The following is a 25,806-nucleotide window of genomic DNA, read 5'->3' as shown; positions in this document are numbered from 1 at the left end:
ACGATGAAGTGCGCATGGGTGAACATGGAGCGCTTGCCCGTCCGCCCGCGCGCCCTCGCCTCGTCCAGGGCAAAAAAAGTTCGGACGGCGATGTCGAGAACCCGTGACCGGCTCCGTCCCCGTGGTGAAGGCGACCAGAATGGGTCGCACCAGCATCGAGGAGAGATCACGATGGCCAAGTACCTGCTGCTGAAGCACTACCGCGGCGCCCCGGCCGCGGTCAACGACGTGCCGATGGACCAGTGGAGCCCGGAGGAGATCTCGGCACACGTGCAGTACATGAACGACTTCGCGGCCCGCCTGGAGAAGACCGGCGAATTCGTCGACGGCCAGGCGCTCGCCCCCGAGGGGAAGTGGGTCCGGTACGACGGTGAGGGGCGTCCGCCGGTCACCGACGGGCCGTTCGCCGAGACCAAGGACCTCATCGCCGGCTGGATGGTGATCGACGTCGACAGCTACGAGCGCGCCGTCGAGCTGGCCGGGGAACTGTCGGCCGCCCCCGGGGCGGGCGGGAAGCCGATCCACGAGTGGCTGGAGGTGCGCCCGTTCCTGACCGCTCCGCCCACCATCACGGAGTGACCTCTCAGGTGTCCGGGTGTCCCGGGTGTCCCAGGTGTCTTAGGAGTTTCAGATGGACGAGGCCCTGCTGAGGAGCCTCACGCCCGGTGTGCTCACCGTCCTCGTCCGCCGCGGAGCCGACTTCGCGGCGGCCGAGGACGCCGTGCAGGACGCGCTCGTCGAGGCGGTCCGCGTCTGGCCGGCCGACCCTCCGCGGGATGCGAAGGGCTGGCTGGTCACCGTGGCCTGGCGCAAGTTCCTCGACGCGACCAGGGCGGACACCGCCCGCCGCCGGCGTGAGGACCTCGTGGACGACGAGCCGGCACCCGGGCCCGCCCCCGCGGTGGACGACACCCTCCAGCTCTACTTCCTGTGCGCCCACCCGTCGTTGACGCCGTCGTCCGCCGTCGCCCTCACGCTGCGCGCCGTCGGCGGACTGACCACCCGTCAGATCGCCCAGGCCTACCTGGTGCCCGAGGCGACCATGGCGCAGCGCATCAGCCGGGCCAAGCGCACCGTCTCCGGCGTGCGGTTCGACCAGCCCGGCGACGTCGCCACCGTGCTGCGCGTCCTCTACCTGGTCTTCAACGAGGGCTACTCCGGCGACGTCGACCTCGCCGCCGAGGCCATCCGGCTCACCCGGCAGCTCGCGGCCGCGATCGACCACCCCGAGGTGTCCGGGCTGCTCGCCCTCATGCTGCTCCACCACGCCCGGCGCGCCGCCCGGACCGCGCCCGACGGCAGCCTGGTGCCGCTCGCCGAGCAGGACCGGGGCCGGTGGGACACCACGTCGATCGCCGAGGGCGTCGAGATCCTGCAGGCGGCCCTCGCCCGCGACCGGCTGGGCGAGTTCCAGGCCCAGGCCGCCATCGCCGCCCTCCACGCCGACGCGCCCACCGCCGAGGAGACCGACTGGGTGCAGATCGTCGAGTGGTACGACGAACTCGCGGGCCTCACCGACAGCCCGGTCGTCCGGCTCAACCGCGCGGTCGCGGTCGGCGAGGCCGACGGACCACGGGCAGGGCTCGCGGCGCTCGCGGAAGTGGACGACTCAGTGCCCCGCCACACCGCGGTGGCGGCGTATCTCCATGAACGCGACGGCGACTTGGCGACAGCGGCACGGCTGTACGCCGAGGCGGCCGGCAAGGCGCCCAACCTCGCCGAAGTCGGCCACCTGACCCGGCAGGCCGCGCGGCTCAACGCCCGCCTCAATGCCGGGAGTCGCTGACGGGCGCGCGCTCGCAGGGTGGGCCTCCCTCCGGGCAGTTGACGGCCCACTGAGCGGCGTCGGTAAGGGTGTCAGTCGGCGAACCCGGCGCGTACGACGTCGAAGACGGGACGGTACGTGTCCCACTGGGCGTCCGGCGCCGACAGGTAGATGTCGTACTCCCGGCCGCCCGGCGTGCCGTATCCGAGGTCGATGGCGCGGAAGGCGCGGGCGCGGCCCTGGAAGGTGAACTCCCACACCGCTGCCGGCTTTTCCTTGAAGGTGGTCTTCTGCATGCGCAGCCTGCGGTACGTCGGGTAGTTGGCCTTGGTGTTCGCCTCGATGTCCTTGAAGTGGTCGACGGGGTGCGAGCCGGCCGGGTCCACCATGCCGATGGTGAGGCCGGCCAGGCCGGTCGGATCGGTGTAGGTGACCTCGTCGCTCTGGCCCTTCTTCGGCTTCCAGCCGTCCGGCACGGGGAAGGAGACGCCGAGCTGCCGGTTGCGGACCAGGTGGTAGCCGTCGGGGACGGGGGAGGGAGTGGCCGACGGGGTGGCGGTGTTGCCGGTCGCCCGGGTGTCCGGCGTCGCCCGGTCGTCGTGCGAGGAGGTGTAGAGGGCGATCGCGGTGGCGGCCGCGGCCAGGACGGTCACCACGGACACCACGGAGACGAAGACGCGCCGCCCCCGCTTCCCGCCCTGGCGGCGATCACCGTCGCCCCTTTCCGACGGCGGCACGGGCAGGGCATGTCGCGTCCGGGACGTCCGGGACGTCCGGGACGCGTCCGCGTTGCCGTCGGGCCCGGCATGGGCGACGGCGGAAACGGCGGCCGGTGAGGTGACCGACGGGCCACCGGACCAGGTGGCTCGCAGAGCGCGCTCCGTCTGCTCCGCCGTGGGCCGGTCCCCGGGGTTCTTCGACAGCAGGGTCTCGATGAGCGGTTCGAGCGGACCGGCCTGCCGCATCGGATCCAGCGGCTCCACGGCGATGGCGTACGCCGTCTCCATGGCGGTGTCGCGGCGGTACGGCGGGCGACCCTCGACCGCCTGGTACAGCGTCGCGCCCAGCGACCACAGGTCGGAGGAGGGCCCGGGTGTCTGGCCGCGGACCCGCTCGGGGGCCATGAAGTCGATCGAGCCGACCATCTCGCCGGTCTGCGTGAGTGTCGAGGAGCCGACGGTCAGCGCGATGCCGAAGTCGGTGAGGACGACCCGGCCTCCCTCGCCGAGCAGGACGTTGCCGGGCTTGATGTCGCGGTGCAGGACACCGGCGGCGTGCGCGGCCCGGACGGCGGCGATCATGCCGAGGCCGATGCGGGCGGTCTCCTCGGGCGGCAGGGTGTGGCCGCTCTTGAGGACGTCGCCCAGGGTGGGCGCGGGCACGTACTCCATGACGACGCAGGGCCGTCCGTCGTCCTCGACGACGTCGTGCACGACGATGACGTTGGGATGGACGACCCGGGCGGCGCTGCGTGCCTCGCGGCGGGTCCGCTCGTACAGCGTGGCGACCTCGCCGTCGGACAGATGCGGCTGCGCGTGGAGCTGCTTGAGTGCGACCTGGCGAGCGAGCACCTCGTCCTCGGCCCGCCATACCGTGCCCATGCCACCGCTGCCGATGCACTCGACGAGCCGGTAGCGCCCGGCGACCAGCCGTCCTTCGTCCGACACAGCCCTGACCTCCGCCTGCTCTGCCCCCCTTCGTGCCACTTAGCCATGCACATTAACCGACCTGGTCAAGAGACCGGACGGAGGGCCGGACCGAACCGCTCGGTCCCTCGCATCTGCTACGACGTGCCGGCGAGCCTGCCCATCACGTCGTGCATCTGTTGCTGGGTCAGCGGCTGGGCCGCCAGCGATCCCTGTGCGGCCTGGGTCCGCAGTCCGTCGAGCAGGAAGGCGACACCGCGGCGCCAGGCGTCGGGCGCGACGTCCGCGGCGGCGCGGGCGAGCAGGGCGTTGGCGCCGAGGACGAGCAGGAGGTCCTGGCCGGTGAAGTCCGGGCGCAGGGTGCCGGCTCGGTGGGCGCGCTCGATGATCCGTTCGGCGGTCTCCTGTGCCCGGCCGCAGAGGGACATCAGGCGTTCGGCGCCGGGATAGCGTCCGCTGACCACGTCGGCGACCGCGGGATCGGCGGCCTGCAGTTCGCAGAGCTTCGCGATGTAGTACGCGAATCCCTCCCAGGCGTCCTCGAAGGCGAGGGCGTGCTCGGCGACCTCGGCGAGGCGCCCCGCGGCCAGGTCGGTCACCACCTCGTCGATGAGCGCCTCGCGGGTGCCGAAGAGGTTGTAGAGGGTGCCGTGGCTCACGCCGGCGTGGCGGGCGATCTCCTTCAGGGACACCTGGAGGCCGCGCTCCTGGAAGAGCTCGGCAGCGGCTGCCCGCAGTTTCTCCGCGTTTCGTCGTGCGTCGGCACGCATCCGGTCGTCCCTCCTGGCCCAGGCGTTGCGGCCTCCATGGTGGCACTCCCGAGCACTCCCGTGCAGGAATAACTTGACCGAAGGGTCAAGTTACGTGTTACGGTCGAGAGGGCAACTTGACCATCGGGTCAAGATTACTTCCGTTGCAAGGAGTACGCCCATGAGTACGTCCGTGAGTACGTCCATGTCCCCGGTGATCGCCGTCTTCGGTGCCGGTACCGGTCTCGGTGTGTCCGTGGCCCGTCGCTTCGGGCGCGAGGGATTCCGGGTCGCCCTGGTGGCCCGCCGCAGGGAACGGTTGGAGGCCCTCGTCGAGCAGCTCGCCGGAGAGGGCATCGAGGCTGCCGCCTTCCCCGCCGACCTCTCCGCGCCCGCCGAGGTGCCCGCCCTCGTCGCGGCCATCCGTGACCGCTTCGGCCGTATCGACGTGGTCGAGTACGGGCCGATCAGCGGCGAGCAGGGCTTCACCGCGGCCACGGAGCTGGACGCGGCCACCCTGGAGAACCTGCTCCCGCTGCTGCTGCTCACCCCGGTCGAGGTGGTCCGGGCCGTGCTGCCGGAGTGGACCGAGCGCGGTGACGGCGCCTTCCTGCTGACGCAGGGCTACTCGGCGGCCCAGCCGCTGCCCCACCTCAGCGGCGTGGGTCCGGTGATGTCCGCCACCCGCAACTACCTGTACTCCCTCAACGCCGAGCTGGCCGGCACCGGGGTCTACGCCGGCACCCTGACCATCGGGGCCGCGATCGCCCGCAGCGAGATGGGCGAGGCGGCGGCCGCCCGGATCGAGGCCGAGTCGGCCGACGGCCCGCGGTTCCCGATCGCCGACCCGGACGAACTCGCCGAGCACTACTGGGACATGTGCGCCAAGCGGGACCGCGTCGAGCAGTTTCACCCCGAGTCGCTGACTCGGGACTGACCGGCTGAGGACGCTACGGCGCCTGGTCGTGATCGAGGCTTCTGCTCACCGCATGGCCCACTTCACGCAGGAAGGGCTCGATGCCCCGCCTGCGCAGGGCCTGCCGCCAGATGTCTCTCGCGGTGGCGACCTCCTCGTTCCTGGTTGCCCATTCCTCGTAGGAAGGGCGGTTGCGCAGGGCTGCCACCAGGAGACCGATCATGCCGAGGAGCAGGCTTGCCGCCGTGGCCGCGCCGAAGACCCAACCAGTGGTGAGCATCGTGGAGGCGATGGACGGTTTCGGGTTGGCCATGCCCAGCACGAAGCCGACAAGCAGGAAGATCACTGCGGCGGAACCGAAGAGCACAGGGGCGAGGACGGCGATGACCGCGGTCAGCGACGCTCCCGGCTGCTCAGCCGAGGGACCGTCCGTGAGAAGTCCGTCGGACCCGCGCGGGTTCCTGACCCGTTCGCGCACCTCAACGTACTGCGCATACTCGGTCGCCGCCGTCGCCGCGATGAGTTCGGAGGCTGCGAGCGCCATCCTGCGCAACTGCTCGGCATCGAGGCGTGCCGGCCTGCCATGGGATTCCGCGGCGAGCACCTCGTCCAGGGTGCGTTCGAAGTCCTCCCGGTCCTCGGCGAGCAGATGAGGCTTGGCCGGGCGACGCGACCGCTCCTCGGTTTCCGACGCGCCGAGCCCGTACGGCCCGGCCTCGTCGAGGACGGGAGTGCGGCGCGCGAGCGAGGCGATGAGTTGTTGCATGAATGACTCAGCCATCACCTGCTACTCCTTCCGCCGAGGCGGGACCCGGCCCGGAACGCTGATCGGGGACAGGCTCGGGAGCGCGGGCCGAGTCGGAGCCGGACCGCGGAGACTGCACAGAGTCCGCTGGAACACCCTGCCCTGGTTCGGACTCGGGGCCCGGTCGCCCCGTACCCTCGACGCCTCGGCCTGCGTGCGACATCTCGAGCCCCGCCAACTTCCCGCCGGCCAACTGCTCCAGGACCTTTGGTGCGGCAATTCCGACCGCCATGACGCCCACCGGACCACCTGCCTGCCCGGAGGCCCCGAACGCCGCGGCCATGCCCACACCCAGGGCGAGTCTGAGCGCAAGGGCGACCAGGTAGGGCTTGAGCGGCAGCTCGCCCTGCACTCTCCACGGGAGGTTCTTCACCCGGCCGATGGCGCTGTGCAGGTGATGGGCCTCGATGGCACTGGCCCCGAGAAGACCCCACACGCACGCCATCCATACCGACACAGGGGATGAACACCTCCTGTCGCAGACGAGACGTGGACGTCCGGGTGTCCGGGCTGCGCTGCTGCCCAGGATCGCACCCCGGCGGGCGCCTCAGGAAGAGCGGGGAGCTGCGGACGCGGTGCCGGGCCGAGCTGAGCAGGAACTGCCCAAGGCCGATGCGGATTCGGGGAGTTGGCGCAGGAGGCGCGCCGGCGCCTCGGCGGCGCAGCAGTCCGTCAGGGCGTTCTTCGCGTACGTAATGTGCTCGTAGCCGTCCGGCGCACGCAGGGTCAGTGGGGCATGTCGTCCAGCGCGGTGGACAGGTCCGCGATCTCCGGACGCTCGGTCGCGAACAGCACCACGCCGCCGTCGGGCAACTCAGCCTCGGTGATCTCGCCGAAGCCGCCGGCTGCCAGGACCCGTCGGCCGACGGCATCGTGCTCGTCCGGTGCGGCGACGATACGGCGGCACCGGGCGTCGGCGGCGAACAGGGCCGGGGCGAGCTGACGCAGCAGCCGGGAGGCCAGGTCCTCACCGGATGGGGCCGAGCCCGGGAGGACGAGCGCGACGGCCAGATCGTGCGCGCCGAACGGGTAGCAGGCACGCACGGGATGATGCGACACGCGGCTCAGGTGCAACAGCAACGGGGGGCCGCCACCGCAATGGGTGACGGTCCATGTACGCCCGGCGGGCCGCCGTGCGGGCATGGCGGCGTCGGCGGCAGGGCGGAGCGTCCAAGAGCTGTCGAGGACGGGTTCAGGGGGTCCGGGTACCGCGTGGAGGGTGGGTCCCCACACGGACGGATTGCTCTCCTTCCCCCCGGTGGGAGGCGCCTCAGTGGTCGGCAGGCCGTCGTGTCGCTCCATGGGCACAGGAGAAGACGCCGAGCTGTGATCGGCCCAGTCGCCGTGCCGGGATGTGGCACACGCGCGGCGGACGAGCGCCGTCCTCAACGCGGTGCCGTCCTCAACGCGGTGCCGTGCGGTACGCGGCCGGCGTGACTCCGTAGGTGCGGGTGAACCAGCGGGTGAGATGGGCCTGGTCCGCGAAGCCGACGTCGGCGGCCGCCGTCGACGGCGCCAGTCCCTCGGCCAGGAGCGCACGGGCGCGGCGCAACCGCAGATCGCGTTGGTAGTCGCTGGGTGCGAACCCGTAGGCCGCGCGAAAGCCTCGGTACAGCGCGAAGCGACTGCAGCCGGCCACCCGGGCCAGCTCGTCGGCGGCGATGTTCTCGGCGTATCGCTGACGCAGCAGACCGCGGGCCCGTGCCATGGCGGCAGGCTCCGCCAGGCCATACCCCTCCGGCAGACGCGCGGGGCGGGTGGCGGCACGGCGGCTCAGGTACAGGACCGCGGCGGTGAGGCGCTCCTCGACGGCCAATCGGGGTGCGTCCTCGACGACCGCGGTGTGGGGGCGGGCCACGGCTCCGGCCAGGGCTGGGTCGTCCGGCACCGGGGTGTCGAAGAGCGGCAGCCCGGCGCCGCCGGGAACCGCGTCGTCCAGGACCTCCACCCTTGAGGTCACCCCCCATCCTGACCGGGGTCAAAAGGACCGGCCTGGTCCGTCCGGGCAGCCTCTGAGCGGCGTTTGGGCTCAGGTCTCGAACCATGCTCCCCATCCCTGCGTGCCTCCGGGCGACAGGGCGCATCAAGCGCCGTGAGCGGCAAGCGAACTCAGGAGTGGGACATGGGCAAGTGGCGTGGTGCGTCGATCGCGGCGACGACGGCGGTCCTCCTTGCGACGGCGGCCTGCGCCGGTGCCGAGGACGGTGGCAAGGACGACAAGGGCAAGGCGCCTGCGACCGCGGCCGCACCGGCCGGTGCACAGCCGGCCGTTGCCGGCCAGGCGCGCGCGGCCGGGCAGCTGACCGTGTGGAACAGCAAGGACCTGGGCCCTGTGCTCACCGACAGCGCGGGCTTCACCCTCTATCGCTTCGACAAGGACACCGCCGAGCCGCCGAAGTCCAACTGTGACGGTGACTGCGCCAAGGCCTGGCCCATCGTCCCGGCCGACGGGGCGGGTGCCGCCACCGGCATCGACGCGGGGCTCCTCGGCTCGGTGAATCGCTCCGACGGCTCCCAGCAGCTCACCGTCGCCGGCTGGCCGATGTACCGCTTCGCCAAGGACACCGCGCCCCGCCAGGCCAAGGGCCAGGGCGTGGGCGGGGTCTGGTTCGCCGCCGCCCCCGACGGCAAGAAGGCCGCCAGGGGCGACGCCGCCTCCAAGCCGAGCGGCACCGGGACGGGCGCGGACGCGGGCGCGGGAGCCGCGGACCTGCCGGGCCTGTCCACCCGCAAGGACCCCAAGCTCGGCGAGATCGTCGTCGACCAGAACGGCATGACCGTCTACCGCTTCGTCAAGGACTCGGCCTGGCCGATGAAGACCGCCTGCACCGGCGACTGCCTGAAGAAGTGGCCCGTCGTCGCCCCCGTCGACAAGAACGACACCCAGGGCATCCTGAAGAAGGGCTTCGTCACCTTCAGCCGGCCCGACGGCATCAAGCAGCAGACCATCGACTGCTGGCCGCTCTACACCTTCTACGGCGACACCCAGCCCGGCGACACCAAGGGCCAGGGCGTGGGCGGCACTTGGTACGCCGTCTCGCCCGAAGGCAAGCTCGTCAAGTGAGTCCTCGCCGGGGCCGCGCGAACCATGGCTGAAGCTGCCCGCCGGCGGCCCCCCCGGGGCGCTTGCGGGCGGTCGGCGTGGGCCCGGACAATGGGCGCCGCGACCTGCGAGACAGCAAGACACTCAGGGAACGGAACCTCGATGACTGTGCCGCCCGACGACGACGCCCATGTCGAGCTGCTGCTCGGGGCCTATGTCCTCGGCGCGCTCTCCGCAGTGGAGGACCGTCGCGTGGCCGCCCACCTCGCCGAGTGCGACCAGTGCGGCGCGGCCTATCTGGGAGTCGCCGACGTCCCTGATTTCCTCGCCCTGTTCAGCGAGACCGACCTCGCCGAAGGCCTCGGTACGGGACTCCCCGGACCGGACGGCGACCTGCCGGGGCCCGGGGGGCGAACCGGCTGACCCGCCGCCGGATCACCGGCCGGCGGACGTATGTGCTTTCCTACGATGGACTCTTACACTCCATGCTCATGCTGCGTGTCCTCGCCGTCGACGACGAGCAACCCTCCCTTGAGGAACTGCTCTACCTCCTGAACGCCGACCCCCGGGTGCGCAGCGCGGAGGGTGCGAGCGATGCCACCCAGGCACTGCGGCGGGTGACCCGGGCTCTCGAATGCGGGCCCGACGGGGACGAGGCCATCGACGTGGTGTTCCTCGACATCCACATGGCCGGTCTCGACGGCCTCGACATGGCACGCCTGTTGGCAGGATTCGCCCGGCCTCCGCACATCGTGTTCGTCACCGCCCACGAAGGGTTCGCGGTGCAGGCATTCGACCTCAAGGCCGTTGACTACATACTCAAGCCGGTACGCCGTGAGCGCCTGGCGGAGGCGATACGCCGAGTCGCCGAGCTCGCCGAGACGGGCCGGGCCTCCGTCGCCGACCCGCACCGCCTTGCCGATCCGGCCGATCCGTCGCAGGTGCGGGCCTCCGCCCCCGTACCACAGACCGAGCCCGAGCAGATACCCGTTGAACTCGGCGGTGTCACCAGCTTCGTCGCCGTCGACGACATCACGCATGTCGAGGCCCAGGGCGACTACGCACGTCTGCACACCGGGCGCGGCAGCCACCTCGTGCGGATGCCGCTGTCCACGCTCGAGGAACGCTGGCGCGACCGCGGCTTCGTCCGTATCCACCGCCGCCATCTCGTCTCCCTCGCCCACATCGGCGAACTAAGGATGAACGCGGGCGCCGTGAGCGTCCTGGTCGGCACCGACGAGCTGCAGGTCAGCCGGCGCCACGCCCGTGAACTGCGCGACCTGCTCACCCGCAGAGCCAGAGGCTGACGGCCATGACCGCTGAGTCCGTGCCGCGCCGCGAGGTCGTCACCGGCCCGCCCCGGCACTCCCGGCGCCCCGCCCCCTACCGGCCGACCACCGAGATCGAGGAGCAGACCAGCCTCGGTGCCGCTTACGTGCGCTCCCTGATGCGCAGCCAACTGCGGGCCGGAGTGGTCACGTTCGCCGGCCTGTGCGTGCTTGTCGTACCGCTCCCGCTGATCTTCGCGGCCATGCCCGGACACGGCGGGGTCGTCTGGGCGGTGCTCGGCTTCGCGATCTATCCGCCGCTGGTGCTGCTCGCGCGCTGGTACGTCAGACGCGCCGAGCGCAACGAGGAGGACTTCGCCCGCCTGGTGGAGGACAGCTGACATGCACCGTCATCCATGGGGAGTTCGGGGATCTCAGGTGACTCGGGGAACTCAGTGAACGAGAACTACTCCGTCCTCGCCGTCGCACTCGTCGTCGTCGCCACCGTCCTGGTCGGCTCGCTCGGCCTGCGCATCTCGCGTACGACGTCCGACTTCTACGTCGCCTCGCGCACGGTCGGCCCACGGCTGAACGCGGCCGCCATCAGCGGCGAGTACCTCTCCGCCGCGTCGTTCCTCGGCATCGCGGGGCTCGTCCTGGTGCAGGGGCCAGAGATGCTCTGGTACCCGGTGGGATACACGGCCGGATATCTCGCGCTGCTGGTGTTCGTGGCCGCGCCACTGCGCCGTTCCGGGGCGTACACGCTGCCCGACTTCGCCGAGGCGCGCCTGGAGTCGAGGTCGGTGCGGCGCTTCGCCGCGGCCTTCGTGGTCGGGGTGGGCTGGCTGTATCTGCTGCCCCAACTGCAAGGTGCGGGGCTCACGTTGGAGGTCCTCACCGGGGCGCCGGGCTGGCTCGGCGGGGTCCTGGTGGCCGTCGTGGTCATCGCCGTCGTCGCCGCCGGCGGCATGCGCTCGATCACCTTCGTACAGGCCTTCCAGTACTGGCTGAAGCTCACCGCACTGCTCGTGCCCGCCTTCTTCCTGGTCCTGGCCTGGCGTGGCGACGGGGCGCCCGCCGTGGCCTTCGACGAACCGGCGCGCTTCCGTGAGCAGCGCAGCGTACGCATCGACGACACCATCGACATGCGGCTCACCGCACCGCTGACCGTGAAGGCGGACGGCCTGGTCGACGGTCGCCGCCACCAGGGCGAGGAGCTCCGGCTGGCCAAGGGCACCCACCGCATCGGCGGCGGCACCCGCCTGGACTTCGCCAAGGGCGAGCGCGTGCCGTGGACCGACCCCGGGGCAGGCCGGGGCATGTCCACGCCGCTGGCCGGCAGCCGTGAGGAGTACCCGCTGTACGCGACGTACGGGCTGATCCTCGCCACCTTCCTCGGCACCATGGGTCTGCCGCACGTCGTCGTCCGCTTCTACACCAGCCCCAACGGGCGGGCCGCGCGCCGCACCACCGTCGTCGTGCTCGCTCTGATCGGCGCGTTCTATCTGCTGCCGCCCGTCTACGGTGCGCTCGGGCGGATCTACGCCCCCGAACTCACCCTCACCGGGGACGCCGACGCAGCCGTGCTGCTGCTGCCCGAGCGGATCATCGGCGGGCTCGGCGGGGACCTCCTGGGTGCGCTGCTCGCGGGCGGGGCGTTCGCCGCGTTCCTGTCCACGGCGTCGGGGCTCGCCGTGGCCGTGGCAGGGGTGCTCACGCAGGACATGCTGCCTTCGCGGCGGGGCGGGGTGTCTCTCTTCCGGCTTGCCGCGCTGCTCGCGATGGCGGTGCCGCTCGCGGCAAGCGTGGTGGTCGCCGGGGTGCCGGTGGCCGACGCGGTGGGCCTCGCGTTCGCGGTGTCGGCGTCGTCGTTCTGCCCGCTGCTGATCCTCGGGATCTGGTGGCGGCGGCTCACCCCGCCGGGCGCGGTCGTGGGGATGCTCCTCGGGGGCGGCTCGGCGCTCGTCGCCGTCGCGGTGACCATGGCGGGGCAGCCCGAGTCCGGGGTGCTGCACGCGCTGCTCGCCTGGCCCGCGGTGTGGTCCGTGCCGCTCGGCTTCCTGTCGATGATCGTGGTGTCGCTGGCCACGCCACGGCGGATTCCCGCAGGGACCGCGGCCACCCTGGCCCGGTTCCATCTGCCCGAGCAACTCGCCCGCCGTGCCGTCCACCCGGCCGCCTCCGCTGCCCCGGCCGCCCCCGCCGCCCGCAAAGAGGTGCGGCGTTGACCACCTTCCTGGCCGGCGCCGGCGCCGCCGTCCTTCCGCTGCTCGTCCTCGGTTTCTGGCTCGGCCGGCGCACCGCACGCGTCGGCGGCCGGCCCGAACTGGGCAGTCCCGTGGAGCGGGCCACCTTCGAGACCCTGCACACCGCCTCCCTCGCGGCGCCGCCCCTGCGCGCCGGGCTCACCGAGGAGGCGGCGCGCAAGGCGGTCCGCGGGCTGCGCTCGCTGCTCGGCACGGACGGGCTGTGCCTCACCGACCAGGACACGGTGCTGACCTGGGACGGCGCCGGTGAGCACCATCGAGATCAGCTCGTGGCGCAGCTCGCACAGGTGGTGCGCACCGGCCGTGGCGAGGCCGTGCCGCTCGACTGCGGCGACGTGCACTGTCCGCTGCGCTGGGCGGTGATCGCGCCGCTGACCGTCGACGGGCGGGTCCTGGGCTCCCTGGTGGCCGGTGCGCCGCGCGAGTCCGCCGTGCTCGTCCGGGCCGCGGGCGAGGTGGCCCGCTGGGTGTCGGTGCAGCTGGAACTCGCCGAGTTCGACCGCTCCCGCACCCGGCTCATCGAGGCGGAGATCAAGGCGCTGCGGGCCCAGATCTCCCCGCACTTCATCTTCAACTCCCTTGCCGTGATCGCGTCGTTCGTGCGCACCGACCCCAACCGGGCCCGCGAACTCCTCCTGGAATTCGCCGACTTCACCCGCTACTCGTTCCGCAGGCACGGCGACTTCACCACCCTCGCCGACGAACTCCACGCCATCGACCAGTATCTGGCCCTGGTCCGCGCCCGCTTCGGCGAGCGCCTCTCGGTCACCCTGCAGATCGCCCCCGAAGTCCTGCCCGTCGCCCTGCCGTTCCTGTGCCTGCAGCCCCTCGTGGAGAACGCCGTCAAGCACGGCCTGGAGGGCCGGGTCGACCGCAGCCGCATCGACATCACCGCGCGGGACGCGGGCGCCGAGGCCGTCGTCGTCATCGAGGACAACGGCACCGGCATGAACCCGTCCCGGCTCCGCGCCATCCTCGCGGGCGAGGGCAGCCCGTCGGGCGGCATCGGCCTGAGCAACGTCGACGACCGGCTGCGGCAGGTGTACGGCGATGACCACGGCCTGGTGATCGAGACGGCGGAGGGCGCCGGGATGAAGATCACGGTGCGGCTGCCGAAGTATCAGCCGGGGGTGCGCAGCGATTGAGCAGCCCGACCCTGGGGCAGACCCGGCCAGGAGCCTGGGCCGGGGATCCCGCGGCCACCGACCGGTCCGGGCGACCGGTGCGCCGAACCGCTCGTCCCGCCGCGGCGACCGCTCGACGCGGCGGGGCAGCCGTTCGGCGCACCGGGCGCATCCGGTTCCGGTGCATTTGAGTCGTACGCGAACCACGCCCGTACCCCTGGTCACCACGCGACAGACCAGTCGCCGCAGAGCGGGGGAGACGCCATGGACAACACGACCGCACTCATCGACCGGCCCACGCACGCCCAACGCGCCGGACTGCACGCGGCGTTGACCGCGCTCGCCCCGCTCGACCGGGCCGTCGTGCGGGAGCTGTACCTGCTGCGCCGCCCGCCCGCGCAGGCCGCGGAGGAGCTCGGCATGCCCCTGGCCGAACTGCACGCCCGGGCCACCCGGGCGGTGCGCCGGCTCGGCGTGCCCGCGCGGGCACGGAGGGCCGAGCGCCGACCGATTCCCCCGAAAGCCGCCTGACACCGGGATGCGTTGAGCCGCGAGCCCCCGTCGACCGTGCCTCCGGACAGAGCTGATCGCCCCGCAGCGGGGCCGGCCGGAAGGGACGGGACACGACATGACAGCGGTGGCGCAGGAAGGCCCCACACGGGAAGCCGGGGAACCGGCGGCCGTACCGGGGCGGCGGAACACCCGGGTACGGCAGCGGGCCAACCGGCCCGTACTCGGGGTGCGCCTCGGGCAGCTGGTCGCCTGGCAGCTCGTCCTCGTCCTGCTGGCGGTCGGCGCCTTCACCACCAGCCCCGGCAGGCTCTTCGCGCTTCCCGCCGCGCTGCTCCTGCTCGTCGCCACCGCGGTGCGCTGGAAGCGGCGTTGGCTGTACGAGTGGCTGCTGACCGCGGTGCGCTTCCAGACGAGGGGCAAGGCGGCCGCCGACACCGACGGCCCGCTCGCCGCACTGCGCGGGCTGCTCCCCGAGCTGGCCGTGACCCGGGCCGGCGGGCGCAGCCGCACTCGGCTCGGCGTCGTGCACGACGGACGCGCCTGGATCGCCCTGGTCGCCGTCGAACGCGGCCCCTCACTCACCGAGGGGCTCGAACCCGAGGGCACCGAGGGAGTTGGGGGAGCCGGGGGAGCCGAACTGCCGGTGGCCCGGCTGGCCGAGCTGCTGCATGTGGAGGACATCGCGTTCGAGTCCGTGCAACTGCTCGTCCAGCACCATGCCGCCCCCGACGGCACCGACCCGGCCCGCTCGCTCGCTGCGCGCGTGCACGCGGAGCTCAACCCGGACCGCGTACCACTGCTGCACACCGCCGTCGTCGCCGTCCGCTTCGAGGAGGCCACCTGCCCCGAGGCCGTCGCCACCCGCGGCGGCGGCGAGGCAGGCATCCGGCGCGCCCTGCGCCGCGGCGCCCACCGAGCCGTCGAACTCCTCGGCCAGGAAGGCTGGTCGGCCCGCGTCCTCGACGAGGCCGAGATCACCGACGTCCTGGCCGCGTCCGCCGGACTCGCCCCCGACACGCCGCATGGCACCGGCGCCGAGGAGTGGACCGCCTGGCACGGCGCGGGCACCGTGCACGCCTCGTACTGGATCCGCCACCTCAAGACCCCCGACACCAGCCTGCGCACCCTGCAGGAACTCCTCGCCACCGTGCCCGCCCGGTCCTGCGCCCTGTCGGTCACGTGCACCGCCCCGACCGTCCACGAGACCGGCTTCTTCGCACTGCTGCGCACCGTCGGCGCCGCCCCCGACACCGCTCTGGTGGAGGCGGCCGCCGCGCGCGGCATCCGGCTGGTCCGTCTCGACGGCGACCAGGGACGTGCCGTCGCCGCCACGCTCCCGCTCGGCCGGCACGACGGACTGAGCCTCCAACCCCACCCGGACGCCCGCCGGTTCGGCCTCGCCCTGCACCGCGACGGCGTCACCCTCGGCCGGTACGCCGACGGAAGCCAGGCCGTGCTCCGCCTGGTCAGGGCCGAACCCGTACGGCTCGGCGTGTTCCTGCGCCCCGCCGAGAGCCACCTGCTCGTGCTGCGGCTCCTCGCGGCCGGGTTCACCGTGCACGTCCGCTCACCGCGCCCCGCGCACTGGGCCGCCGTGATGCGCGCCGCGGGCACCGACGACCGGCATCTGGTCATCCGGCTCCCCGGCGGCCTCGCCCCGCCCGGCGGCAGCCCGCAGTATCCCGTCGCCGTCATCGACGAGCACACGGGCACCACCCCGGGCACCCCGCGCTCGGACCTCGCCCCCTGGCAGCTCGGCATCACACTGCACTCCGCGGCGCCCACCGGCTCCACCGAGGAACTGCGCCGCCACGACGCCGTCCTGGTACCCCGGGTCTCGGCGACGACCGCCCGCCAGCTGGCCACCGCGTACGAACTCCCCGACAGCGCGCTGCGGCTGCTGCCGATGCTCCCCGGCTCCGCCACGGCGCTCGTGCTGCCCGGCCGGGCGGAGCTGCTGCGTATCGAACCCACCGATACCGAGCGGGAGTTCCGCGGTGCGATGGAGGCCCACGGTGGCTGACCGCATGCGCATCCGTACGTTCCTCGGCGCGCTCGCCCTGGCCGCCGCGGCCCAGCTGTCCGCCCCGCCCGCCGGCGCCTCGACCCTGCCGCCCACCGGACAGTGCCGCGAGAAGTCCGTCGACACCGTGCCCGACATGCCCTGGTCGCAGGCCCGCCTCGACGCCCAGCGGGTGTGGGACCTGACCCAGGGCGCCGGACAGACCGTCGCCGTCGTCGACACCGGAGTGGACGGTTCCGTACCGCAGCTCCAAGGCGCCGTGCTGCGCGGCAGCGATGTGCTCGGCGGAACCGGGCGCGGTGACACGGACTGCGTGGGGCACGGCACCTTCGTCGCCGGGATCATCGCCGCGCGGCCCGCAACCGGCCTGAAGTTCACCGGGCTCGCGCCCGCGGCGAAGATCCTGCCGATCGTGCAGACCAGCGACGGACGCGACGGCACCGCGGCCGGCATGGCCAGGGCCATCCGCGCGGCCGTCGACGGCGGCGCCACCGTCATCAACGTGTCCGCCAACGCCCCGGCCCCCAGCGATCCGTTGCGCGCCGCCGTCGAGTACGCCGCCGCGAAGGACGTGCTGATCGTCGCATCCGCGGGCAACGCCGACCCGGGCACCCCGCAGCAGCCCGGCGCCGGGATCACCTACCCCGCCGTCTACGACGAGGTCCTGGCCGTCGCCGCCACCGACCGCGAGGACCAGGCCGCCATCTTCTCCGTCGCCGGCGACTTCGTCGACCTCGCCGCGCCCGGCGTGGACATCCTCAGCCTCGGTGTGAAGGGCCCCGGCTACCGGCTCGACGCGGGCACCAGCTTCGCCGCTCCGTACGTCGCCGCCACCGCGGCACTCGTCCGGGCCCGCCATCCCGAACTCACCGCGGCCCAGGTCAAGCACCGTCTGGAGGCCACCGCCGACCGGCCCGCGAGCCGGGTGCCCGACCCCAAGGTGGGCTGGGGCGTGGTCAATCCGTTCAACGCGGTGACAGTGGTGGTGCCCGGGGAGCGGGGCGGGGACGCCGCGGACGAGAAATCGGGGCGGGAGGGCAGCGCCTCTGCGGGGGAGAGGCCGGCGGTCCCCTCCGCCACGCCGGGACCGGACGCCGCCGCGGCTGTCCCGGGGGTCCCGGCGGGTGTGCTGCCGGTCGTCCTGGGCGGCTGCGGCATCGTGGTCCTCGCGGGGGCGGGGGTGCTTGCGGCGCGGCTCGGACGACGGCGGTCCGTCTGAGGAGATCCGTCGCGCCGGCCGGGGAGATCCGAGGATCACGTGACCTGCCGCTCGACCCCCGCCGATGGCACCATGGTGGCCATTGCCGATCGGGCAGCCGACGCCTGGCAGCGGGCGCGGAACTCGTGGGCCGAGGTGGGGGCGGTGGGGCGTGGGCCGTGGTGCGGATGGCGCTGTGCGTGGACCGGAGCGGGCTCGGCTGCGGGAGATGGTCCGCGGTGTTACCGCCGGGCGCGGGGGCAGCGTACGCATCGAGGGTGAGCCCGGCGGCGGCAAGACCTGGCTGCTCGACTGGGCCCTCGACAGGGCACGCGAAGCGGGCTGCCGGGTGTGGGCCGGCTCGGGGGTGGGGGACGGACAGCCGCTGGAGGCCCTGCTCGACTGTGTGAGCGTCTCGGCCCTCACCGACCGACGTGCGGACATCGTCGACCGGTTGAGGACCGGCGGCCCGGCGGCGGAACTGGTCGCCGCCGTCGCGCAGGACCTTCGGGAGATGTGCGTACGCCACAGCGCGGACGCCCCGCTGGTCCTCGCCCTCGACGACGCGCACCGGGCGGACGCGGCGAGCCTCGCCGTGTGGCGGCGGCTCGGGACGCTCGCCCGCACGTCGCAGCTCCTGCTCATCACCACGGCCGGCGATCCGCGGGGACTGCCGGACGCGGACCATGTCGTACGCCTGAATGGCCTGGAGCCGGACACCGCACGGCAGTTGCTCGCCGACGTGCACGGCAAGCCGCTGCCGCCCGAGCTCGCCGCCCGCCTTCCGGACGCCGCCGGGAATCCGGCGCTGCTCACCGAGTTACTCGGAGGAGAGGCCGAGGTCGCGGCGCGCGTGACCCGGCGGCTGCGGTTCCTGCGCCCCGAGACCTTCGACGCCCTGCGCCTCGCGGCCCTGCTCGGCGAGGACTTCGCCGCCGCCGAACTCGCCGCCCTCGCCGGGCACTCCGCCGGCCAACTGCTCGCCGTGCTGGACGAGGCCCTGGCGTACCGCCTGATCGAGGAGTCCGGCGAACGCCTGCGCCTGCGCCACCCCCTCGTGCGCGAGGCCCTCACCGCGAGCCTGCCCCTCTCGCTGCGTCGCACCCTGCACAGACAGGCGGCCGAAGCACTGGACCGGACGGGCGCACCCGCCGAGCGGGTCCTGGACCAACTCCACGACCTGCACGACGAACTGGACGACTGGACGCTCGACTGGCTGGCCCGCCACGGCGAACCGCTCCTGGAACGCGCACCCGCCCAGGCCTTCGAACTGATCCAGCGCGCCGTCGAGCGCACCGGCCCCGACGACCGGCGCCGACAGATCCTCGAGGAGAAGCTCGGCGCGGCCGCGTATCTGCTGCGCCGCCCCGAATCGGTCGGCCTGGTGCGCCGCCTCAGCGACGTGGCCACCGACCTGGAACGCAAGGCGTCCCTGCTGCTGATGCTGATCGAGGCGCTGCTCACCAGGACCGAGTTCACCGAGGCCGTCGAAACCGCGCAGCGAGCCCGCGCCCACGCCGGTCTGCCCGCGCCCTGGCCGCCCCGACTCGACGGGGTGTACGCCCTCGCCCTGTGGTGCGCCGGGGACCACGCGCAGGCCGCCGGGGTCGTACGCGCCCTGGACGCCGCAGGCCATGACGACCCCCTGACCAGGGCATACACCCGGCATGTCGCCCACCTCCTCGCGATCCGCAGACACAGCCACGAGGAGGCCCTCGACCACATCGACCGAGGCCTCGCCGCCCTGGAGGCCCTGCCGCAGGAACGGGACCTGCGCTTCCGGCTCATCGCCAACAAGGCTGTGGTCCTGGGCAAGCTGGACCGCATCGAGCCGGCCCGCGCCAGCATCACCGAGGCCCTGGAGCTGGCCCGGGCCACCGGCAACGCGCGCCGTATCGCCGTCGCCGCCGGCGCGGCCGCGTCCCTGCACTACTGGGCCGGGCGATGGGACGACGCACTCGCCGTCCTCGACCTGATCGGCGACCTCGCGCCCGACCCCAGCACACCTGTGCAGCGCCACGGTCTGGCCGCCCTCATCCTCGGCCACCGCGACCGGCACGACGACGCCGAACGTCATCTGTCCGCCCTCGACGGCCTGCACATCGCGGCCGGCATCCTGCGCAACCACTCCACCTACGTGGTCCTCGCCCGTGCCCTGCGGGCCGAACGCCGCGGCGACCCGGCGGCCGCGCTGGCCGAACTGCTGCCCACCCTCGCCCCGGAGTACGCCAAGGACCTCGACCAGCGATTTCACTGGTTCCCCGACATCGTGCGCCTCGCCCTGGACACCGGCGACACCGACACCGCGCGCCGCACCGTCGATCTCGCCGCCGCCGAGGCCGCGCAGGGCAGCGGACACCCCGGCCTCGGGGCGGCCGCCCTGCGCTGCCGCGGCCTGTTCGCACAGGACCCCGGCACGCTGCGGGAAGCCCTCGCCTACTACGAGACCGGGGCCCGCCCGGAGTACCTGGGCCGGACCCTGGTGGACCTGGCCGTGGCCGAGGCCTGGCACGGCGACCTGGAGGCGGCCCGCGACCACCTCAACCAGGCCGTCGACGTCTACACCACGCTCGGCGCCGACTGGGACGTGGACCGTGCCGACGCCCGTCTGCGCCCCCTCGGCGTACGCCGCGGCCGGCGCGGCACGCACCGCAAGGCGGCCACCGGCTGGGAGGCGCTGACGCCCACCGAGCTGAAGGTGGCGCGCCGAGTGGCCGAGGGACGCTCCAATCCGCAGATCGCCGCCGAGCTGTTTCTGTCACCGCGCACCGTACAGACCCATGTGTCGCACATCCTGGGCAAGTTGGGGGTGCGGTCACGGACCGAGGTGGCACGGGAGGCGGCGCGCCAGCAGGCGCCGTAGCCCGCGGGTGCTGCGGCGCGCCGCCCTCACCAACTACGCCTCGGGCTCCTCCACCAGCCCCGTCTGGACCAGCACCGGCGCCGCCCGCCGCGTCACCAGCTGTGCGCGGCCCTGCGGGAGCTTCTTCGGGGGTGCCGTGGGCAGGAACGTGCCCTCCTCGCGGCCGCAGGAAAGCAGCAGGATCGGGGTGCCCAGCTCCTGCATCCGGCGCAGGGCGCCGTCGCCCATGCCGCGGCTCGCGCCGGCCGTGGAGCGGGCGATGATGACGTGCAGGCCGATCTCCGTGCCCTGGGAGAGGAGTTCGACGACCGGGGCCAGCGGCGGGTTCATCGGGGCGGCGAGCAGGTCGTAGTCGTCGATCAGCAGGAACAGACGCGGCCCGGACCACCAGTCGCGCAGCGGCAGCCGGTCGGGGGTGATGTCCGGGCCCGGCACCCGCTTGGTGAGGGACTCGGCGGCCTCCTTGACGAGGCCCGCCAGGTTCACGCCCGAGACGGCGTAGCCGAGCTGGTAGTTCTGCGGGACGGAGTCGAACAGGTGGCGGCGGGTGTCGCCGAGGATGATGCGGGCCTCGGCCGGGGTGTACCGGGACATGATCGACTTGGCGGCGAGCCTGAGCAGGTTCGTCTTGCCGCTCTCCGTCTCTCCGAGCACGATCAGGTGCGGTGTCTGCTCGAAGTCGTGCCAGGCGGTGCGCAGGCCCGTCTCCTCCAGGCCGTACGGCATCCGCAAGTCGCCGTCGGCGGCAGGGAGTTCGGCGAGCGGAAGCTTCGCCGGGAGCAGGCGCACCTGGGGTGCGGCCGGGCCGTGCCACGCCTTGGCCACCTGTTCCACCAGGGCGCGGTGCGCCTCCGCCAGGTTCTCGCCGCTCTCCACACCGTCGGTACGCGGCACCGCGCCCAGGAACTGCAGCTGGTCGCGGGTCAGTCCGCGCCCGGGGACCTTCGGGACGAGCGCCGCGGCCTTGGAGTTGATGTCGGACTCCATCGGCTCGCCGATCTTCAGCTCGAAGCGGGTGCCCATCACATCGCGCAGCCAGGTCCGGAACTCCATCCACCGGGTACCCGTGACGATCAGGTGCACCCCGTAGCCGAGGCCGCGCGAGGCGACCTCCTGGACGGAGGCCTCCAGCTTGTCGAAGTCCTGGCGCAGCGTGAACCAGCCGTCGATGACGAGGAACACGTCCCCGTACCTCTCCCGCGGCAGCCGCCCGGCCGCGCGCAGCCGGCGGAACTCGGCGATCGACTCGATACCTTCGTCGCGGAACATCTCCTCACGCCGGTCGATCAGCCCGACGATCTCGTTCACGGTCCGGTGGACGCGGTCCACGTCGAGCCGGCCCGCGACGCTGCCGACATGCGGCAGGCCCTTGAGCGAGGACAGCGCGCCGCCGCCGAAGTCCAGGCAGTAGAACTGCACTTCGGCCGGAGTGTGGGTGAGCGCGAGGGCCGTCACGAGGGTGCGGACGAAGGTGGACTTGCCGCTCTGGGTGGCACCGACGATGCCCACATGGCCGTCGGCCGCCGACAGGTCCGCGATCAGCGGGTCACGGCGCTGCTCCAGAGGCTTGTCGACGATTCCGAGCGGCACCGTCAGCCGCCCGCGCCCCTCCCAGTCGGCGGTGCACAGACCGAGCTCCGGATGCCGGCTGAGGGCAGGGAGCAGCATGTCGAGGGTGGGCGGATCGCCCAGCGGGGGCAGCCACACCTCGTGCGCGGGCGGGCCCTGGCCCGCCAGCCGGTCCACGATCACATCGAGCAGCGATGCGCCCGACTCCTCGCGCGGCACCTCGTCGGCGACCGGCTCGGCGGGCTGGAGGATGCGCGGCTCGATGTAGCGGGTGGTGAACGGCACCACCTGTTGTTCGATCACCGCCTGGCGGCGCTCGCGGCTCACTGGGCTGCCGTACGGGCCGGACACATAGGCGGCCTTGAACCGCTGCAGGGTATCGGTGTCGGTCTTGAGATAGCCGTGGCCGGGCGCGGAGGGCAGATTGTGGGCGTCGGTGACACCGAGCACGGCGCGGCTCTCCATCGCCGAGAACGTCCGCAGGCCGATGCGGTACGACAGATGCGACTGCAGCGCGTGGATCTTTCCCTCCTCCAAGCGCTGCGAGGCGAGCAGCAGATGCACCGCCAGCGACCGGCCGAGCCGCCCGATCATCACGAAGGTGTCGATGAACTCCCGCTTCTGCGAGAGCAGTTCACTGAACTCGTCGACGACGATGAACAGCGAGGGCAGCGGATCGAGCGGGGCCCCGGCCTGGCGGGCCTTCTCGTAGTCGTGCACCGAGCTGTAGTTCCCGGCGGCGCGCAGCAGCTCCTGGCGGCGGTTCATCTCCGACTGCAGGGCGTCCTGCATACGGTCCACGAGGGGGAGTTCGTCGGACAGGTTGGTGATGACCGCCGAGGTGTGCGGGAGCCGGTCCAGGCCCAGGAAGGTGGCGCCGCCCTTGAAGTCGACGAGGACGAAGTTCAGCGCCTCGGAGGAGTGGGTGACCGCGAGCCCCAGGACCAGGGTGCGCAGGGTCTCGGACTTGCCGGAGCCGGTGGCGCCGATGAGGATGCCGTGCGGGCCCATGCCGCCGCGCGCCGCCTCCTTGATGTCCAGCTCGACCGGCGCGCCGTTCTCCGCGATCCCGATCGGGATGCGCAGCTGGTCCCAGGTGGAGCGCGGCCGCCAGGTCACCTGCGGGTCGAGCGCCATCGCATCGCCCACCCCGAGCAGCGTGGTCAGTTCGAAGTCGGTGGTCAGCGGCTCCGACTGGTCGGCGCCGCCGCTGAGCCGGTAGCGGGAGACGAGCCGGGCCAGCTTGCCCGCCCGGCCCGCCGACAGTGCGTCGGGCGCACAGACATCGGTGAACACGTCCTGGCCCGCCACGTCCTTGGTGACCTGCTCCACCTGCTGCGGTGACACCTGCAGCCGCAGCACATAGCGGCTGGCCCGGCGCGGCAGCGAGTCCGAGAGGTCGATGATCACGGCATTGCGGTAACCGCTCGTCGCCGCCTGCACATTGGCGGGCAGTCGCGCCCCGTCCACCACGATCACCAGATACGGCTCATCGGCCGACACCTCCGTGTCCGGCTCGAACCGGGCCCGCTCCCGCGCGCCCTCGCCGCTGAGGCCGAGCAGCTCCTCCAACTCGGCGAAGTCCTCGGCGATCTGCCGCACCGGGCCCGCCGCGTCGGTACGGCCCGGGTGCATCGCATGCGGCAGCCACTTCGTCCACTCCCACTCCTCCAGCGCCGCACCCGAGGCCAGTACCCCGATCCGCAGGTCGACGGGGGAGTGGAGTACGGCGAGCGAGGCCAGCACCGAGCGGGTCATGGCGCGCGCCGCGTCCATGTCCCCGTCCATCAGCACATGCGCGAAGCCGCGCAGATAGAGCGAGACCGGGACGCCCGGCACACTCCCGTACGCCTCGATGAAACGCCGCAGCGCATGCGCGCTCACCGGCTCCAGATCCTCCACCGGCGCCGACTCGGGCGGGCTCAGCTTCATCGACAGCGGCTGCGGCCCGGTGCCCAGGCGCACCTCGCCGAAGTCGGGATGCGACACGCGCCGCTCCCACAGTCGCTTGCTCAGGGCCAGCGACCACAGGCCGTCCGGCTCCGGGAACTGCCACTGACCGTGCCGGCGCTGCTGATCGGTGGCCCTGCGCACCTTGCGGCGCTGCTGTGCGAGGTAACGCAGATAGCCGCGGCGCTCGCCACGCAGTTTGCGCTTGCGCTCGATGGGGCCGCGCATCAGGTTCAGGATCAGCATGACGACCAGGGACACGGCCATCATCGCCATCATCACGTACCGGAACGTGGCACCGATCCCCGGTACCACGAACATCATGCCCATGGTCAGCGAGGACAGCGCCATGGGCAGGAAACCCACCACCGCCGTGAAGCCCTGCGCCTCCAACTCCGGCAGGGGCGGCGGCGATTGGAGCGGCATCTCGCCGGTGGGCAGCGCGGGCGCCGCGCGCCGCGCGGGCCTGCGGAAGACGACGGTGGACACGCGGCCTCCAGGGACTCGGTACTGGTGAAGTCGACGGGCTCGGCGGACTCGACGGAACTCGTCCGAACTCGGCAAAGGGGTTCGCGCACCTGCACGCACGCCAAGCCCCCACGGCTCAAACCGAGTTGAGGGGAATACGGGTTGAACCCGGCCGTCGACTCCCGCGTGCCCCCCGGCGTGACCAGCAACGCGACCAACGAACTGTGCCGGATGATGCTCGTGACGCCCTCGTCGTCGCTCGAGGTCGCCGTGCCGTCCGACGTCCCGCTGTACGACCTGCTGCCGACCCTCATGACGTATGCGGGCCAGGACCTGGCGGATGTCGGAGTCGAGCACGACGGCTGGGTGCTCCAGCGCCTCGGCGAGCCCGCCCTCGATGAGGAACGCACCCTCTCCGCGCTCGCCGTACGCGACGGCGAGTCCCTGTATCTGTCGCCCCGCAGGGCCGAGCTTCCCGTCATCGACTACGACGACCTGATCACCGGCGTCGCCGACGGCGTACGCGGCCGGCCCGACCGCTGGCGCGACGCGATGACGCGCCGGCTGTTCCTGCTGTTGATGGCGGGCGCGCTGGCCTCCGCCTGGACGATGCTGCTCATGTCCGGACCGCCCCTGACCCGGGCCGCGACGGCCGCCGGGCTCGCCCTCGCCCTGCACGGCGGGGCGGCCGTCGTGGCCCGCGGCATGAAGGACACGGCCCCGGCCGGGCTGATCGCCCTGTTCGGCGTGCTGTTCGCGGGTCTCGCCGGATACCTCGTCGTGGGCAGCGCGACCGGCGGCGTCGAGGCGGCCCAGGTTCTTGCCGCCGGGTTCGCGGCACTGGCCGCGACCGTGCTCGCCATGGTCCTCGTCGGCGGCCTCCATCAGGGCTTCGCCGCGCTCCTCACGGTGAGCGCCGCCGTATCGCTCGGCGGGCTGCTCGCCGCTGCGACCACGTTGAACTCGGCGCAGTCGGCGTCCGTGCTCCTGGTCGTGGCGCTGGTGTTCAACGTGATGGTGCCCGGCACCTCCTTCCGCCTCGCCGATCTGCGGATGCCGCTGCTTCCCAGCAACAGCGAGGAGCTGCAACAGGAGATCGAACCCATGCGCGCCACGTGGCTGTTGGAGCGCGCGGCCGTCGCCGACCGCTTCATGACCGGGCTGTTCGCCGCGGTCGGCCTGGTCGTCGCGGGCACACTGCCGCTGGTGGCACTCGGCGGGAGTTGGGAGTACGTGACGCTGCTCGCCGTGTGCTGTGTCGCGCTGCTGCTGCGCAGCCGGATCCTCATCGGGGCCGGGCAGCGCATCGCCCTGCTGGCCCCCGCCGTACTCGGCCTCCTGGTGCTGATCATCGGCGCGGCATGGCTGCTGCCCTTCGAGTCGCGGCTGCTCGGCGCGGTGAGCGGCACCGTGGTCACCGCCGGGATGCTGCTCGCCGGGGCGCGGATCCTGCCCGGCCGGCGGCTGCTGCCGTACTGGGGGCGGGCGGCCGAGATCCTCGAGCTGCTGGTCGGCCTGTCCGTGCTGCCGCTGCTGCTCGCGATCCTCGACGCCTACGGGTGGGCGCAGGCCCTCTTCGGCTGAGCGCTGCCCGCATCGTCAACGACCGCTACGTACCGACCACTTGCTTGAGCTGAGG

General features: G+C 72.7%; 20 protein-coding genes. 14 read left to right on the top strand and 6 right to left on the bottom strand.

The window, feature by feature from the left end; genetic code table 11:
- Positions 1–171 precede the first annotated feature (171 nt).
- Positions 172–579: a YciI family protein gene (locus BLU79_RS02690; RefSeq protein ID WP_093903914.1), complete on the top strand. Its 408-nt coding sequence runs from the start codon at positions 172–174 to the stop codon at positions 577–579.
- A gap of 52 nt (positions 580–631) precedes the next feature.
- Positions 632–1,786: an RNA polymerase sigma factor gene (locus tag BLU79_RS02685; protein WP_093903913.1), complete on the top strand. Its 1,155-nt coding sequence runs from the start codon at positions 632–634 to the stop codon at positions 1,784–1,786.
- A 71-nt stretch (positions 1,787–1,857) separates the two neighbouring features.
- Here BLU79_RS02685 and BLU79_RS02680 read toward each other — a convergent pair whose 3' ends face one another.
- Both BLU79_RS02680 and BLU79_RS02675 read right to left on the bottom strand, forming a co-directional pair.
- Positions 1,858–3,432 (bottom strand): serine/threonine-protein kinase, encoded by a 1,575-nt coding sequence (locus tag BLU79_RS02680; protein WP_093903912.1) that lies wholly within the window; start codon positions 3,430–3,432, stop codon positions 1,858–1,860.
- Between the two features lie 116 nt (positions 3,433–3,548).
- Positions 3,549–4,181, bottom strand: a complete 633-nt coding sequence (locus BLU79_RS02675) for a TetR/AcrR family transcriptional regulator (RefSeq protein ID WP_093903911.1) — start codon at positions 4,179–4,181, stop codon at positions 3,549–3,551.
- A gap of 160 nt (positions 4,182–4,341) precedes the next feature.
- Between BLU79_RS02675 and BLU79_RS02670 the strand changes: the two genes are divergently transcribed.
- Positions 4,342–5,097: an SDR family NAD(P)-dependent oxidoreductase gene (locus BLU79_RS02670; protein ID WP_371131796.1), complete on the top strand. Its 756-nt coding sequence runs from the start codon at positions 4,342–4,344 to the stop codon at positions 5,095–5,097.
- Positions 5,098–5,110: 13 nt separating this feature from the next.
- Here BLU79_RS02670 and BLU79_RS02665 read toward each other — a convergent pair whose 3' ends face one another.
- From BLU79_RS02665 to BLU79_RS02650, 3 genes are all read right to left on the bottom strand, one after another.
- Complete coding sequence (locus BLU79_RS02665) at positions 5,111–5,857, bottom strand: hypothetical protein (protein ID WP_093903909.1); 747 nt, start codon at positions 5,855–5,857, stop codon at positions 5,111–5,113.
- Positions 5,858–6,607: 750 nt separating this feature from the next.
- Positions 6,608–7,024 carry a GNAT family N-acetyltransferase gene (locus BLU79_RS02655; RefSeq protein ID WP_256333133.1) on the bottom strand — a complete coding sequence of 139 codons (417 nt, stop codon included), beginning with the start codon at positions 7,022–7,024 and terminating at the stop codon, positions 6,608–6,610.
- A gap of 259 nt (positions 7,025–7,283) precedes the next feature.
- Positions 7,284–7,841 carry a helix-turn-helix transcriptional regulator gene (locus BLU79_RS02650; protein ID WP_093903906.1) on the bottom strand — a complete coding sequence of 186 codons (558 nt, stop codon included), beginning with the start codon at positions 7,839–7,841 and terminating at the stop codon, positions 7,284–7,286.
- A gap of 162 nt (positions 7,842–8,003) precedes the next feature.
- Here BLU79_RS02650 and BLU79_RS02645 point away from each other — a divergent pair, with 162 nt between their 5' ends.
- The 10 genes from BLU79_RS02645 to BLU79_RS02600 all read left to right on the top strand — a co-directional run bounded on the left by BLU79_RS02645 (position 8,004) and on the right by BLU79_RS02600 (position 20,180).
- Positions 8,004–8,945 carry an SCO0930 family lipoprotein gene (locus BLU79_RS02645; protein ID WP_093903905.1) on the top strand — a complete coding sequence of 314 codons (942 nt, stop codon included), beginning with the start codon at positions 8,004–8,006 and terminating at the stop codon, positions 8,943–8,945.
- A gap of 141 nt (positions 8,946–9,086) precedes the next feature.
- Entirely contained in the window at positions 9,087–9,347 is a 261-nt protein-coding gene (locus BLU79_RS49840) for a zf-HC2 domain-containing protein (protein WP_093903904.1), read from the top strand.
- Positions 9,348–9,415: 68 nt separating this feature from the next.
- Positions 9,416–10,231 carry a LytR/AlgR family response regulator transcription factor gene (locus BLU79_RS02635; RefSeq protein WP_093904202.1) on the top strand — a complete coding sequence of 272 codons (816 nt, stop codon included), beginning with the start codon at positions 9,416–9,418 and terminating at the stop codon, positions 10,229–10,231.
- Between the two features lie 5 nt (positions 10,232–10,236).
- Complete coding sequence (locus BLU79_RS02630) at positions 10,237–10,593, top strand: hypothetical protein (RefSeq protein WP_093903903.1); 357 nt, start codon at positions 10,237–10,239, stop codon at positions 10,591–10,593.
- Between the two features lie 54 nt (positions 10,594–10,647).
- Positions 10,648–12,420, top strand: a complete 1,773-nt coding sequence (locus tag BLU79_RS02625) for a sodium/solute symporter (RefSeq protein WP_093903902.1) — start codon at positions 10,648–10,650, stop codon at positions 12,418–12,420.
- Positions 12,417–13,604, top strand: coding sequence for a sensor histidine kinase (locus tag BLU79_RS02620; RefSeq protein WP_093903901.1), 1,188 nt, complete (start codon positions 12,417–12,419; stop codon positions 13,602–13,604). Before BLU79_RS02625 ends, BLU79_RS02620 begins: the two co-directional genes overlap by 4 nt.
- Positions 13,605–13,847: 243 nt before the next feature.
- Positions 13,848–14,114, top strand: coding sequence for a hypothetical protein (locus BLU79_RS02615; protein WP_093903900.1), 267 nt, complete (start codon positions 13,848–13,850; stop codon positions 14,112–14,114).
- A gap of 97 nt (positions 14,115–14,211) precedes the next feature.
- Complete coding sequence (eccE, locus tag BLU79_RS02610) at positions 14,212–16,119, top strand: type VII secretion protein EccE (RefSeq protein ID WP_093903899.1); 1,908 nt, start codon at positions 14,212–14,214, stop codon at positions 16,117–16,119.
- On the top strand, positions 16,112–17,338 hold the full coding sequence (mycP, locus tag BLU79_RS02605; RefSeq protein ID WP_093903898.1) for a type VII secretion-associated serine protease mycosin: 1,227 nt from the start codon (positions 16,112–16,114) through the stop codon (positions 17,336–17,338). The genes eccE and mycP overlap by 8 nt, the downstream gene beginning before the upstream one ends.
- Before the next feature lie 64 nt (positions 17,339–17,402).
- Positions 17,403–20,180, top strand: coding sequence for a LuxR C-terminal-related transcriptional regulator (locus BLU79_RS02600; protein WP_093903897.1), 2,778 nt, complete (start codon positions 17,403–17,405; stop codon positions 20,178–20,180).
- A gap of 33 nt (positions 20,181–20,213) precedes the next feature.
- On the opposite strand, the gene eccCa is transcribed toward BLU79_RS02600, so the two are convergent.
- Complete coding sequence (gene eccCa, locus BLU79_RS02595) at positions 20,214–24,188, bottom strand: type VII secretion protein EccCa (protein WP_093903896.1); 3,975 nt, start codon at positions 24,186–24,188, stop codon at positions 20,214–20,216.
- 177 nt (positions 24,189–24,365) lie between these two features.
- Between eccCa and eccD the strand changes: the two genes are divergently transcribed.
- The gene (eccD, locus tag BLU79_RS02590; RefSeq protein WP_143052443.1) at positions 24,366–25,751 is read left to right on the top strand and encodes a type VII secretion integral membrane protein EccD; all 1,386 of its coding nucleotides are present in this window, start codon (positions 24,366–24,368) and stop codon (positions 25,749–25,751) included.
- Positions 25,752–25,806: the final 55 nt, after the last annotated feature.

This window comes from Streptomyces sp. cf386 (assembly GCF_900103585.1).
In the GTDB taxonomy this organism is placed as follows: Bacteria; Actinomycetota; Actinomycetes; order Streptomycetales; family Streptomycetaceae; genus Streptomyces.
This window is presented reverse-complemented; position numbering and strand designations above follow the sequence as displayed.